Annotated in this window: 10 protein-coding genes; 2 read left to right on the top strand and 8 right to left on the bottom strand. The window is 50.2% G+C overall.

Annotated elements, in window-relative coordinates; genetic code table 11:
• Window positions 1-142: 142 nt before the first annotated feature.
• Both AC506A_RS27790 and AC506A_RS27785 read right to left on the bottom strand, forming a co-directional pair.
• Complete coding sequence (locus AC506A_RS27790; protein ID WP_495464255.1) at window positions 143-1,723, bottom strand: histidine kinase N-terminal 7TM domain-containing diguanylate cyclase; 1,581 nt, start codon at window positions 1,721-1,723, stop codon at window positions 143-145.
• A 42-nt stretch (window positions 1,724-1,765) separates the two neighbouring features.
• A complete protein-coding gene (locus tag AC506A_RS27785; protein ID WP_495464254.1) occupies window positions 1,766-2,641 on the bottom strand; it encodes an endonuclease/exonuclease/phosphatase family protein in 876 nt (291 codons plus the stop codon).
• Between the two features lie 125 nt (window positions 2,642-2,766).
• Between AC506A_RS27785 and AC506A_RS27780 the strand changes: the two genes are divergently transcribed.
• A complete protein-coding gene (locus AC506A_RS27780) occupies window positions 2,767-3,546 on the top strand; it encodes a DeoR/GlpR family DNA-binding transcription regulator (protein ID WP_495464253.1) in 780 nt (259 codons plus the stop codon).
• On the opposite strand, the gene AC506A_RS27775 is transcribed toward AC506A_RS27780, so the two are convergent.
• Both AC506A_RS27775 and AC506A_RS27770 read right to left on the bottom strand, forming a co-directional pair.
• Window positions 3,543-4,394 (bottom strand): DMT family transporter, encoded by an 852-nt coding sequence (locus AC506A_RS27775; RefSeq protein WP_495464252.1) that lies wholly within the window; start codon window positions 4,392-4,394, stop codon window positions 3,543-3,545. The two genes, AC506A_RS27780 and AC506A_RS27775, sit on opposite strands and share 4 nt — an antisense overlap.
• A gap of 1 nt (window position 4,395) precedes the next feature.
• The gene (locus tag AC506A_RS27770; protein WP_495464251.1) at window positions 4,396-5,226 is read right to left on the bottom strand and encodes an alkaline phosphatase family protein; all 831 of its coding nucleotides are present in this window, start codon (window positions 5,224-5,226) and stop codon (window positions 4,396-4,398) included.
• 197 nt (window positions 5,227-5,423) lie between these two features.
• Between AC506A_RS27770 and AC506A_RS27765 the strand changes: the two genes are divergently transcribed.
• A complete protein-coding gene (locus tag AC506A_RS27765) occupies window positions 5,424-6,203 on the top strand; it encodes a sporulation protein (protein WP_495464250.1) in 780 nt (259 codons plus the stop codon).
• A gap of 75 nt (window positions 6,204-6,278) precedes the next feature.
• Here the strand turns inward: AC506A_RS27765 and AC506A_RS27760 are convergent, their stop codons facing one another.
• The 4 genes from AC506A_RS27760 to AC506A_RS27745 form a co-directional block, all read right to left on the bottom strand.
• Window positions 6,279-8,762 (bottom strand): ATP-binding protein, encoded by a 2,484-nt coding sequence (locus tag AC506A_RS27760; protein ID WP_495464249.1) that lies wholly within the window; start codon window positions 8,760-8,762, stop codon window positions 6,279-6,281.
• Between the two features lie 162 nt (window positions 8,763-8,924).
• Window positions 8,925-10,646 carry an assimilatory sulfite reductase (NADPH) hemoprotein subunit gene (gene cysI / locus AC506A_RS27755; RefSeq protein ID WP_495464248.1) on the bottom strand — a complete coding sequence of 574 codons (1,722 nt, stop codon included), beginning with the start codon at window positions 10,644-10,646 and terminating at the stop codon, window positions 8,925-8,927.
• Between the two features lie 36 nt (window positions 10,647-10,682).
• Window positions 10,683-12,497, bottom strand: coding sequence for an assimilatory sulfite reductase (NADPH) flavoprotein subunit (locus tag AC506A_RS27750; protein ID WP_495464247.1), 1,815 nt, complete (start codon window positions 12,495-12,497; stop codon window positions 10,683-10,685).
• Window positions 12,498-12,718: 221 nt separating this feature from the next.
• A complete protein-coding gene (locus AC506A_RS27745) occupies window positions 12,719-13,483 on the bottom strand; it encodes a YheC/YheD family protein (RefSeq protein ID WP_495464246.1) in 765 nt (254 codons plus the stop codon).
• Between the last annotated feature and the right edge of the window lie 133 nt (window positions 13,484-13,616).

Below are 13,616 nucleotides of genomic sequence, written 5' to 3'. Positions count from 1 at the left end.
GCTTTCGTCACTTGGAATAATCCAAGTATACAAGGGTGTAACCTACCCTCGATGTGATTACGATCACAGGAATTCGCAACGATCTGTGAAAATATGGACAGCAAAAAAGCCCCCTGCGCGGAGGCTCTCTGCTTCATTCCATTTAGGACATGACTGTATGGTTCGCAACACGCACCGTATTACGCCCTGCATGCTTAGCCTCGTACAATGCTCGATCTGCTGCTTTCAGCAGCTGCTTCAGATCGTCCCAGTCTTCTGCTGCTTCACCGTTTACGACAGCAACACCAAAGCTGGCCGTTATGGCTAGTCCACTCGGCGATACGGCCAATTCCATCGGCTGATGAACAAGCGCATTACGAATCCGGTGTGCCGCAGCTTCCGCTTCTGTAAGTGACATACCTGGCATCATCACGACGAACTCCTCCCCGCCATAACGGGCAAGGACATCCTCCGCGCGCAGCACACTGCGGCATACGCTGACTACATGAAGGAGCGCACGATCACCGACATCATGTCCATGCGTGTCATTAATTCGTTTGAAGTGATCGATATCGAATAACAGCAGCGCGAGCGGTTCCCTGTCCGACAACGATTCCGCCAATAGCTTCTCACTCAGCTGCATGAAATGAGTCCGATTATAGATCCCCGTAAGGCCATCGTGAAAAGCAAGCTCATGCAGCCGCTGCTGCAGCCGGACACGTTCAGAAACATCGATGAGGACAATCAGTTTGCCCGTTTCCTGCCCCTTCTTCCTGACAACGGACGACCGAATATCGTAATAGTAGCAATTGCCGTCTTTCTCCCATAACGTTTCTTGCTTACGCTCCGCGTCCGTCCCCTCCATCAGTGGACTATCCGTATGCATGCGCCATAGCGGTTCGATCGGCCGCCCGAGTGAATACGTAGATAATTGCGGCATGACCTGCGCCGCTGCCGGGTTGTAATCGATCAGTCGATTATTCATATCCAGCACGAGTACGCCGTCACTCATGCTCTCGAAGAGATTATCCCGCGCAATCGGCGCCACGTTCATTAATCCTCTCGAGGCAAGTGCCCACATATACAGCGCGGAGGTACCCGCCATAATGACCGGAATCGGGTCAATTCCTTGCGGCGTCAAATTGCTAAGGTAAGCAAAATCACCTGCGAGCGGCAGCAGCAGCCCGACGAGCATCGTGATATGCTGCAGCCGATAAGCCGACTTCATACGCCCCCAATACAGCAGCAGCAGCGCAACGCCGCCGAACATGCAGCCAAACGTATAGGCGCCTTGGATAATGTACCAAGGTCCTGCATTCAGATCCACTTTCAAGAACCCTAATTCCGGCCTTATCGTGATGGACCGATAGTACAGATGATGCATCTCATTCGACATGACGAGCGCGACGGTCACAAGCGGCATAACGAACAGCCCCGCGCGCAAAGCAGGCTTCAAATAGCGGTCCATACCGAGAAAATACATAATGAGCAGCAGATTTATCGGTGGAAGAAATGGCATCCCAATGTATTCGACCTTGATCCAGAACGTGATCTCTTCCAGCGAACCGGCCGACAGCTCCAGCGCAGAGCCGAATATATACACCGCGGACAGCAAACAGTGCGCGACAAACGTCTTCGACATGGACTGCTTCGCGCGGTTTGTTAATATGTAGATCCCCATGATGACATTAATGACGCCGGCCGTAACGATTAACGTTAGAATAGCCGAATATGGCGTTCCCATTCCCTTATGCACTCCACTCGGAATCTGAGCGATTCCCTTTTATCATGACGACTTCGTAATTTGGAAGACGGAAACCACGGCCGCATGATCGGATGGCCATTCATTATCCTCATGGCTGCCAAACCCCTTCGGCTCACCTACGACAAACACTTCGGAGCTCACAACCTGCACACAGGAACCATGATAATAAATAAAATCAATACGATCCTGCGGCTCATGCGGATTATCCCCCCATGGATGCTCCGGCGTATGGACAGTCGACCATGTGAGGCCAGGCATGGCTGTCGGATCGGGATGCACAACCCGGTAAGAATCCAGAAGCCCCGCTTCTTCCGCCATTGCGCTAACCGGCCATCGAACGACATATCCATCATGCACAGACTTCGTATTATCGCCCCAATCCAGATGAGATGGCGCGTTAAAATCGCCCATGAGGAACAGCGGCATGTCGGATGCCAAATAAGGTGCGAGATCACGCAAAACGAGCGCCAGCTCTTTACCGCGAGCTTCTTGCTCCATCACCGTAATTTCGTCTACCGGCTTACCATCGAACATCGCCCAGTACGGACCGTATGGATCGTAATACAAGTGCGCATCCGCGACGAGAATAACTTGCCCGGAAGGCAGCTGAATGTGAGTAAGAACCGCGCTCATTCCATCGACATGAACGGCTTCAATAATGGGATATTTGCTAATCACGCTGCAGTTTGCCCGGCCTTCTTGGTTCTGATAATAATGCCAGCCTAACTTCTCTGCTACTGCTTTAGCCGGGTCCGGTGTTTCTTGAAAGCCGACAATATCAGCGCCCGACAGCTCTACAGCTCGGGCAATCTTATTTACACCGTCATGAACGGCCTCGCCGCCCAGCCACGTGTTGAATGTCATGATTTTAATGGTATCCGTCGTCGTTTGGTTCATGCTTGCAACTCCCCTTTTTGACTATTTTATCGAATAGCGTCAGATTTGGAAATACGCCAGAACGTCTTGGCAATTTTTCTGCTAAAATGACACTTAGTACAGCACATGGTCTGGAGGTAACTTAGATGTCCTTAATCGGCGAAGAACGCAAACAGAAGATATTAGACCTGCTTGAGCGAAACGGAAATGTGTCTTCTTCTGAATTGGTGCAGCTATTTGACGTGTCGAAGGAAACGGTGCGCAGATATTTGGATGAACTCGAAGCCCAAGCCAAACTGAAGAAGGTATACGGCGGCGCTGTCAAGCCTTCCGTCAGCTTTGAGGAACCGCCTTACTTGGAGCGGATGACGCTCAAGCGCGAGGAGAAAAATCAAATAGGCCGGCAAGCGGCCGGCCTCATTCGTGATGGAGAAGTGATCTTTCTCGATGAAGGAACGACACTGCTGACCGTCATTCCACATTTGACGCAAACCGGCCTAACGGTACTGACCCATTCGTTTCCCGCTGCCACACTATTAATGGAACAGCAAAATCAAGGGCGTTTCGATGGTCGAATATTGTTTCTTGGCGGGGAGATCAGCGCTTTGCATGCCCGGTGCGCAGGCTCGATGACGGAAGCGGCTCTTGGCCATTATTATATCGATAAAGCCTTCATTTCCGTTGATGGCATCCATGCCGAAGCCGGACTTACCAGCTTAGACGATAGCAAGTCCGCCGTATCCCGCAAGGCAATCTCCCATGCAACTGAAGTTATTGTAGCGGCTGATTATACGAAACTAGGGCATCGGTTTCCCTATAAGCTCGGTGATCTGGAGGATGTATCGTATATCCTATGTAACCAAGCGCCACCGGCAGATTGGAATGAGGCGCTCGCCAAACATCCACTACGTTGGGTGACCCCTTAACCGAAGACGCTAATGACCACAATCGCGGACGCAATCGTAACGGATGATGCAATTCGCTTCATTCCCTGCTGCTCCTTCAGCACCATGATACCGAGCAAGGTTGCGAAGACCGTCCCGATCTCACGAATCGGAGAGATGTGAGCCATCGGCGCTAGATTCATCGCAAATAAGAATAACAAATACGAACCCGGCGAGAGCACTGCACCCATGAGGATGACTCTCCAATTCGCCTTTAGCTCGGTCTTCCACTTTCCTGAACGCAGCACCATTGGTGTTAAGGCTAGCAGGAAACCCACATTGCCTAGACAAAGCAGCTCCGGCGGTGATAGATAGTCGAGCGTCAATTTGTCCACGAATACATAGCAGGTTGTACATAACCCCACCCCGAACGCAACGAGAATGGGTTTAGATGACCGTTCCCTCTTGCTCCTTCGAAACGACCAATCACTGATTTTGAAGAAACTGACGATCATGCAGAGGATACCGAACCAGCCCCATACGGACAAAGATTCTCCAAGAAAAGCAACGCCGACAGTCGGAACGAGCAGCGTTGCCGTCCCCCTCATGATGGGATACATTTGCGATAAATCCCCAAGATCATAAGCTTTGGTCAGCAGAATTGCATAGCAGCCTTGTATCAGCATGGTGATGAGAATAAGCACATACGCCTGCCACGGCAGCGCTTTGCTTAGAAGCCGGCTCACAACGAGTGGAATCAGAAAGATTGTCGATGGAGTGAGGATGATCCATAAGAAAGCCGCCTTGTTCAAGCTTCGTTTGGCAAACAGATTCCATACGGCGTGCGTGAGTCCGGAGAACAGCACAAGGAAAACAGCGACTACCAGCATGCTATTCCACTAAAGCTGTGCCGAACAAGTGTTGCGGCAGCTTCGCTTCCCATGATTCAGGTGCTGCCAGACCCAGTGCATGGGCAACAACGGCAGCCGTGTCCGTAATGATAATGGGCTCCGTAATCGTTGTTCCAGGCGCAATGCCCGGCCCGGCAACTGCCCAGAAAATCGTTTTATCCAGCGGATGATCGCTGCCATGGTCGGTATCGACTTCCCCACCGCCGCCATGATCGGATACAACAATAATGAGACTGTCCTCCAGCGCATTCGCTTGTTCAAGTGCATCTAGAATGACGCCTGTATTGGCATCCGTCTCTTCGATGAAACGCAGCTGTTCAGGCGTGTTGTAGCCATGTTTATGACCGGCTATATCCGGTAAATCCAAGTGTACATAAAGCAGCTTGAAGTCGGAATGGTTGCTTATATAGTCAGCCGTTGCGAGGGCAATCTCACGATCAGGCATAGATACCTTGTGTACCCCGATATTCGGTTCAATAATGCCATAGTTGATAGGCTCCCATGAGCTGAACGAGGCTAGCTTAGCGCTAGGGTCTGCTTCCCGCGCGATTCGGAAAATCGAAGGATAAGGCGAATTTTCAGGGAATAACTGCTTCTCTGCCTTCGAGTTCGTTAATCCATGTTTAGCTGGGTTCACGCCATGCATCATCGCCCCCCAGCATTCCGCACTGATCGTCGGTGAAGCAGTTTGCGCATCGAACGAAACAGCTCCCCTGCTAATCAAACGATCCAAATGAGGTGTTGCTGCAGCCTGCACGAAATTCCCTGCTCCATCCCAACCGATAATGACGACTCGCTTAATAGCTCCCATGGTTGATCCCCCTGTATGAATGTGGAATGTATTTCTCCATAAGCATACTCATTCCACCAAGGAATATCAATACAAAACAATTAATTTCAACCAAAAGCACATCCGCTTTTTTATCTGCCGTCCCTATGAAACTTCTGTTGTCCTCTTCTCGTATCAGATCAGTGAGTATGTAAATTATAAGGAGGCGTCGTAATACAATGTCTATGTTCAAACGCATGCTGGCAAGTGTAGGAATCGGTGCAGCTCAAGTCGATCTCATGCTTCACGAAGATGAGGTGCAGGCAGGCGATACTGTTAGTGGTGTTGTCCGCATTCAAGGCGGCCGCGTCGATCAGCAGGTCGATGACGTCTACGCCTTCGTCATGACAAGGTACGTAAAGGAACATAATGATACGAAAATAGAAGAAGAAGCGCCCGTAGCCAAGTTTCTGCTCGCCGGTAAGTTTACAGTTGAGGCTGAGCAAGTATATGAGTTCCCGGTATCCTTTGAGTTACCTGCGAATACACCGGTTACGATGGGCAGAACGCCGGTTTGGATTCAAACCGGACTGGAAATCAAGGAAGCCATTGACCCTAAAGATCGGGATCAGCTTCAAGTGAGGCCTCATTCGCACTCCGCTGTTGTACTGGAGGCAGTCCGGCAACTCGGATTCCGCATCCGCGAGGTCACCTGCCAATACGCACCGCAATACGGAAGAATATCGGGGCTGTCTTTCGTACAAGAATTTGAATTCGTACCTAGCTCGGAGTTCCGCGGCCAGCTCGACGAGCTGGAAATCGTATTTTACCCCGATGAGAACGGGGTTGACTTGCTGCTGCAGATCGATCGCAAGGCACGCGGCTTATCCGGGCTATTCTCCGAAGCATTTGACACCGACGAGCGTTACGTCAAGCTTCGCTTCGACCGCAATCAACTGGCCTCCGGTGCAAACTTCGTTGCCGACCAGTTAGCGGCTACGATTCGCCGGTATATCTAGTGGAGTAAATGCTGAGTTGTGATATTCCAAAAAAGGCGGCAACAGGATAACCCTGTTGCCGCCTTTTTCTACACACTAGCCGGGGCCGGCTTTTCCAAGCCATTTGTCCAACGTCGCCAGCAATTGTGCCTTGATGAAAGGCTTCGTCGAAATATCGTCGATGCCTGCCTGATAGTACAGCTCATGATTGTCCGAGAAAACATCCGCCGTTAAAGCGATAATCGGCAAATGCTTAAATCGTGTATTCGCTCGAATATGCCTGGTCGCCTCGCAGCCATCCATCTCCGGCATATGAATGTCCATAAGAATGGCATCCCATTGCTCTGGCTGGGATTGCTCCAGCATCTGCAGCGCTTCGCACCCATTGCTCGCTACCTCAATATAATAGCGGCTCTCTGTCAGTATTTCTCTCGCTATAATTTGATTGATTTCATTATCCTCGACGAGCAGAATTCGCCCTTTAAGCTGCCTATCCGGCACATCCCTCTGTTCCTCAACAGACTCCGCAGCAGCACTGATTTGTAAGAGTAGATCATCTCTATTCGGCGCGACCTCCTCCAGAGGTACCATAAACGAGAATGTACTGCCCTTTCCCTGCTCACTGCTCACTTCAAGCTCACCGCCCATTGTCTCCACTAACAGCTTACAGATGGCAAGACCCAGACCTGTACCTCCGTATTTGCGACTTGTAGAGCTGTCGGCTTGCGTGAACGAACGGAATAACAGCGGGAGCTGCGTTTCGGAAATGCCAATACCCGTGTCCTGAACAGAGAACCTCAGCACGTCCTTCGATTTGACACGATTAGTCACGACTTCCACTGCAACGCGAATGAAGCCGCTATCTGTAAATTTACTCGCATTACTGCATAAATTGAGCATGACCTGCTCTAATCGAAGCGGATCTCCAATCACAATGTCCGGGCAATCTTCTGACACATCGAATATACGCGTAACCGGCTTACCTTCGATCATTAATGACGTCATGTGCATCAATTTATCCAAGAAGCTGTGAAGGGAAATCGGAATGCGTTCCAGCTCGATTTTGCCTGCTTCGATTTTGGAAAAGTCCAGTATATCGTTAATAATGACCATAAGCGCATCTGAAGCAGAGCCCATTCTGGATACATAATCTCGTTGAATAGGAGTAAGGTCCGTTTTCATTAGTAAGCCGTTTAACCCAATAATGCCGCTAAGCGGTGTACGAATTTCATGGCTCATCGTGGCAAGAAAATGGCTCTTCGCCTGATTCGATTCATCGGCTGCTTTACGTTGATAGAGTTCCGTATTATCGTGAATCGTCACGGTAACGCCTTTTACCTCTTGAAAATAATTAAAGTACGGAGAAAGGGTAAAGCTGTATATCTTGTTCTGCTTCAGCTGCGAATGCCGCACCTCAAGCTCTTGCGTCTTCTGCTCCTGAATCGTATGTGCAAAGCTTCGCTCCCATTCTTCCAGATACCCCTCTAATAAGATATCCGTCAGTTTGTGCCCGATGATTTGATCCCGCTCCAGTTGCAGCTCCTCGCACATCTTCTGATTAACCGAAGCAATAGTACCGTCTAGATGAAAGCTGAGAATAAAGTCCTGCGAATTCTCTACAAGCGTGCGATACCGCTCTTCCTTCTCGGTTACCTGCTGCTCTGCTCGTTTACGTTCCGTGATATCCATAACCGAACCAATCCATTCTCTTATGCTGCCATCTTCCATAACGGGGCGCACGGTAATTAAGAGATGGAACGCCGCAACCACCGCCTCGCAGGTCACGTTCTCGGCAGCCGGTACAGCCGCAAGGTTACGCTGCAAGAAAGCAAACAGGGGCACTTCGTGAATCGTTTTGCCAATAAAGTCCTCTGGTGTCATGCCCATCTCCGCAAGCAGCTGACCCTCAGCGAGAGAGAATACATGAATGTTGGAATGATTGGTTATTTTGAACGTAAAGCCGGATTGCAGCCGTAGAATACCATGCAGCTCTTGCTGCATTTCCTTGATCGTATGATTCAAGCTGCGATTGCGCCGGAAATAATGAAGCAGATAGGCCGCCAATATACCGCTGAATAGGTTAATCAGCAGGTATGGAGCCACTTTCGAGAGGAATGGGAGGTGAAAAACAAGATAGAAATCGACAAAGAAGAACACTTCCAAATAAATCAGAAAAAAAGTCCACTTGAGTGCGTAAGATCGCACTTTGGCCACAATCACCGCGCTTCCGATGGATAGACATCCTGTCACGATGAGCAGCACCACGAACGCGGAAGGATCTTGTATCGTTCGGAATAATACGGTCATTGTACTTGCGACAGCTATCGCAAGTGGACCGCCGCTTATTGCAGACATAAATAAAGCGATATTCCGCACATCGAGCACGACATTCGATTGCACATGAATGCCCGAGAAGATCAGAATGATGCCAAATACGCCATGTACGACGCCAACATTCAGCTGATACCGCCACAAGGGCTTTCGCACTTTTCCAAACCTGGTAAACAGCTGTCCCGCCAGAAAAGAAAATACAAAAAGGATCGAGGTGTTCACGATTAAGTCACGAATAAACGGGGTCATTGGTTGTCACTGGCTCCTAGTTGTCCCATAATTCTATCTGCAATATCACTGTGATCAAGAATAGAATATACACATTCGACAAGAACAGACAAATCCCTCTTCCATTATCAACGAAGAAGTGATTTTAACAAAAAACGGTCGCACATGGCGACCGTCAGTTGGTTAGGCGTGAAAATCCAGACCCGAAACCACTTCTTTCACGTACTCAGCGCGAATACAGAAATCGCCGAAATGTTCGCCCTCATTCCGTTCCTTCGCATAACGGAGCAGGATCGGCTTCAGCTCGCTTAGAATTTCGGCTTCCCCAATATTCTCACGATACAGCTTGTTGAGTCGGTTGCCGGAATGTCCGCCGCCCAAGTACATGTTGTACTTGCCGGGAGCTTTGCCGATAAACGAGATTTCCGCCAATGCCGGGCGTGCACATCCATTCGGGCACCCCGTCATACGAATGACGATTTCCTCATCGCGCAGCCCCGCTTCATCGAGGATCAATTCAAGCTTATCGAGCAGTGTAGGCATGTAGCGCTCGGACTCCGCCATAGCTAAACCGCAAGTCGGCAAAGCAACGCAGGCCATGGCATTTCTGCGAAGTGCGGAGTACTCCGCCCCATCCGTAAGTCCGTAGGCTTCAATAAGCTGCTCGAGTTTCTTCTTCTTCTGGCTCGATACGTTCCCGATAATAAGGTTTTGGTTAGGCGTAAGGCGGAAATCCCCCGTATGAATCTTGGCGATTTCACGCAGACAGGTCATGAGCTGATAGCCATCCTCGTCTTTCACCCGGCCATTCTGAATAAACAAGGTATAATGCCACTTGTTGTTGCTTCCCTTCACCCAGCCGTAACGATCACCGTTATGGTCAAAGTGGAACGAACGGGCTTCTTCCAACTTCCAGCCCAGTCGAAGCTGCAGCTCTTCAATAAACCATTCCAAACCACGGTCGTCGATTGTATATTTGAACCGAGCATGCTTACGCACTGCACGATCCCCGTAATCCCGTTGAATCATGACCGTTTTCTCCGCTACATCCACCATCTGCTCCGGTGTAATGAAGCCAATGGTACGCGCCACCTGCGGATAGGTCTTCGGATCTCCATGCGACATCCCCATGCCGCCGCCAACCGCGACGTTAAAGCCTAACAAGCGACCATTTTCGTGAATCGCGATAAACCCCAAATCCTGTGAGAAGACATCGACTTCATTAGCCGGTGGAACGGCAATACCGATCTTGAACTTCCGCGGTAAGTAAACCGGTCCGTAAATCGGCTCCTGCTCTACACCGTCTCGGCTGTCGACTACTTTCTCCTCATCCAGCCAGAGCTCATGATAAGCCCGGGTATGTGGATCCAGATGATTGCTCACCTTCTGCGCCCACTCCTGTACCTGCTCATGAACCTCGGATTGATACGGATTCGGGTTGCACATGACATTACGGTTTACGTCGCCGCATGCCGCAAGCGTGCTTAGCAATTCTTCATTTACTTCCTGAATAACGGCTTTCATATTCCACTTAATGACACCATGCAGCTGGAAAGACTGACGAGTCGTCAATCGAATCGTACCATTGGCAAGACGCTGTGCGATTCGGTCCATCATCAGCCATTGCTCAGGTGTTACGACACCGCCGGCTGCCCGTACACGCACCATAAACTGATAAGCCGGCTCCAGCTTCTGCTTGCTCCGCTCATTACGCACATCGCGGTCATCCTGCATATAGCTGCCGTGAAACTTCATTAATCGGTTGTCGTCCTCAGATATGGAACCCGTAATCCGGTCCTGCAGTGTTTCTTCCAACGTTCCTCGCAGATAATCACTTCTGCGTTTTATATCTTCAACGTCACTATGCGGTGCACTGTTTGGTGATAGTAGATTATTGTCCGACATGTCTTCTGCCTCCCTCGCTCTCTTGGATCTCCCTAATCAATAGACGTCCCGTTGATAACGCTTATCCTGCTGCATCTTCATCAGGTACGCTTCCGCTTCTTCTTGGCTGAGGGAGCCTTCCTGCTTCAGGATCGTGACTAATGCGGCTTGCACGTCATGCGCCATCTTCTTCTCGTCTCCGCAGATGTAGACGGCAGCCCCTTCCTCCAACCACTGATACAGCTCTTTGCTTTTCTCCAGCATCCGGTGCTGCACGTATACTTTCTCTGCCGTATCCCGTGAGAATGCAACGTCCATGCGTGTTAGCACGCCTTCCTTCAGCCAGCGCTGCCATTCCACTTGGTAGAGGAAGTCCGATGCGAAATGTTGATCGCCATAGAACAGCCACGTTTTGCCCTCTGCACCATTCTCCTCACGTTCACCGAGGAATGCACGGAATGGAGCAACTCCTGTGCCGGGTCCGATCATAATAATTGGTGTATCTGAATTGGCTGGAAGCTTGAAGTTCGGATTGTCCTGAACAAATACGGATACCGATTGTCCTGGTTCAAGCCGCTCCGACACATAGGTCGAGCACACGCCATACCGAACTCTTCCTGAAGCGGTGTAATGTACTTTGCGAATGGTCAAATGCACTTCATCCGGATAAGCCTTCGAGCTGCTGGCGATGGAATAAAGTCTAGGCGGAATGCGTCTTAGCAGGGCCACGAATGTATCCGCCGGTACGCCTTCCAAATCATAATCCTGTACCAGGTCGAGCAGATCGCGTCCTTTAAGGTAGGCTTTCAGCTCTTGCTCTTGACCGGCGGCCAGAAGCTCTTCCAGTCCGGTGCCCGGCGTAAGTGCAACGATTTGTTCAAGCAGCGGTTTAGTCAGCACCGTAATTTCATAATAGCTTGTAAGAGCCTCTCTTAATGAGCGCTCCTCCGCGATCTTAGGAAGTGTAATACGTTCATCCGGTGACCAACCCATTGCAGCAATCAGCTCGTCAACAAGTCTAGGATGGTTGTGCGGGTAGACGCCTAAGCTGTCGCCCGGCTCGTAGTGGATGCCCGAATCTTCAAGAGAGATCTCTAGGTGACGTGTTTCCCGGTCCGATCCGCGTCCGTTTAAATTTAAATTTTCAAGAACAGCAGCCTGAAAAGGGTTCGATCTGGAATATTCGGAAACCGTACCTTCCACAGAGGCGGACGTGGCAGCCGGTGCTTGAACGGCAGCAGAACTCTGCCCAAGCGAAGTAAGAACGCTTTCGATCCACTGGTTCGCAGACTCCTCGAAATCAACGTCACAGTCGATGCGCGGCGCAATCCTCTTGCCGCCAAGCTCTTCCAGCCGCTGGTCGAAGTCTATGCCTGTTTTGCAGAAGAACTCATAGGACGTATCGCCAAGAGCAAGCACCGAGAACGGCAAACCTTCCAGTTGAGGCGCTCTCTTGCTATGCAGAAATTCATAGAACGAAATCGCATTGTCTGGCGGATCCCCTTCTCCGTGCGTACTAACGAGGATAAACAGATTCTGAACCTTCTTCAGCGCATTCGGTTTAAAATCAATCATGGACGATTGGGTCACCTGAAAACCTTGATCCTGCAGCTTGCCGGACAATTTCTTGGCCAGCTTGTGACTGTTCCCTGTCTGTGATCCATAGAGCACCGTTACTTCTTTGGAAATAGCCGGTGTACTCGTCGCCTGGGTCGGCACTTGCACGGTCGACGTTGCCGATGTTGAAGCAACGGAAATGGCCGTCAGATAACCGCTCAACCATATTTTCTGCCCTTCTGTCAGTGTAGGCATTAATCGATTTAGCAAATCCACCTGATCTTGTTGGAATGGACTGTTTGTTACTTGAAACATGTTTCCTACACACCTCGCTCTCGCATGGATATTCCGTTCATTCGGGTACGATTCCTTACCTTTATTCCTTAAACGTATCATGTGCGGCCAATAGTAACAAGACAGATGATTTTATAGCATTTATAAGCTTTTGCAATAAACCTCATTTGAGGGCTTGTGTTGGCACCCGGAATTGAACAAAAAAGGCCACCCTCATGAAGGATGGCCTGCGCCTGACATGCTTATTTGGTTCTTCCATACTTTCTGCCATAACGGACAACCTTGCGGTATAAACTTTTGTCGGCGAGCGACTTTAATGCAACGAAACCCGGCCTAGTGTTTACCTCCAGAATCCATAGCCGCCCATCGCGATCAAGAGCTACGTCAAGCCCGAGCTCCTTGAACTTGGCACTATGACGGTTGAAGCAGCGCGCTGTTTGCATGCCGAGCGACTGTAGCTTCTGCTTATAGTGAGTAGCTTGCGCTTTACTATACCCCGAACGGCGGAGCGTTGGCTCAACCAATGCAAGCTTGCCGCCCTGATGATAGTTCGTGACCACCTTGTTCTTCTTGCCAAGCTTGACGAACATGACGGTTGGTACCCATTTGCTGCCGTCCTTCTGCACCATCATCCGCAGGTCGAATGGTCTGCCGCGAGAAGCCTTTAAGTAAATGCCCTTCTGAAGCAGGTAGCTCCTGCCGCGAGCGATTCTATTCAATTGACGATATAGCGCGCTTGTAGAAGAGACTTCGGTGGTTCTTGTATCTTTCTTCACCCGGTAATTTCGAGAAGACAGTCGCACAATACGTGCAATGCCGTTTCCACCCGTCCCGGTTGTCGGCTTGAAGTACACGGTCTTATATCGCCCGGTCATCACAGTAAGTGATGCGCGAGTAAAGCGTCTCGTTTCGGGAACGAACCGTCTTAATGTACGGTCTGCCAGCAACCACTTGGTCTTCGTCCACTTGCTCTTGATCGATATGCTGCTTCCGCCTTTTCTAGGCACACCATCATCTCCTTAACATCACTCGGGATAGATTACTACCTATCGTCGAGAAACGTCACGGCGAATACCCTGATCGTGCTGGTTTAGCACCTTATTCCGCTAAGCAATTCCCCTGCAGCCTCATCTATCCTAA

Source organism: Paenibacillus sp. N22P23 (assembly GCF_059383735.1).
The sequence above is the reverse complement of the archived record's forward strand: the minus strand, read 5'-3'. Positions and strand labels throughout refer to the sequence as shown.

Excerpts from the sequence above, each read along its gene's own strand:
- AC506A_RS27790 (WP_495464255.1), bottom strand. The coding sequence starts at position 1,723 with ATGGGAACGCCATATTCGGCTATTCTAACGTTAATCGTTACGGCCGGC.
- AC506A_RS27785 (WP_495464254.1), bottom strand. The coding sequence starts at position 2,641 with ATGAACCAAACGACGACGGATACCATTAAAATCATGACATTCAACACG.
- AC506A_RS27780 (WP_495464253.1), top strand. The coding sequence starts at position 2,767 with ATGTCCTTAATCGGCGAAGAACGCAAACAGAAGATATTAGACCTGCTT.
- AC506A_RS27775 (WP_495464252.1), bottom strand. The coding sequence starts at position 4,394 with ATGCTGGTAGTCGCTGTTTTCCTTGTGCTGTTCTCCGGACTCACGCAC.
- AC506A_RS27770 (WP_495464251.1), bottom strand. The coding sequence starts at position 5,226 with ATGGGAGCTATTAAGCGAGTCGTCATTATCGGTTGGGATGGAGCAGGG.
- AC506A_RS27765 (WP_495464250.1), top strand. The coding sequence starts at position 5,424 with ATGTCTATGTTCAAACGCATGCTGGCAAGTGTAGGAATCGGTGCAGCT.
- AC506A_RS27760 (WP_495464249.1), bottom strand. The coding sequence starts at position 8,762 with ATGACCCCGTTTATTCGTGACTTAATCGTGAACACCTCGATCCTTTTT.
- cysI (WP_495464248.1), bottom strand. The coding sequence starts at position 10,646 with ATGTCGGACAATAATCTACTATCACCAAACAGTGCACCGCATAGTGAC.
- AC506A_RS27750 (WP_495464247.1), bottom strand. The coding sequence starts at position 12,497 with ATGTTTCAAGTAACAAACAGTCCATTCCAACAAGATCAGGTGGATTTG.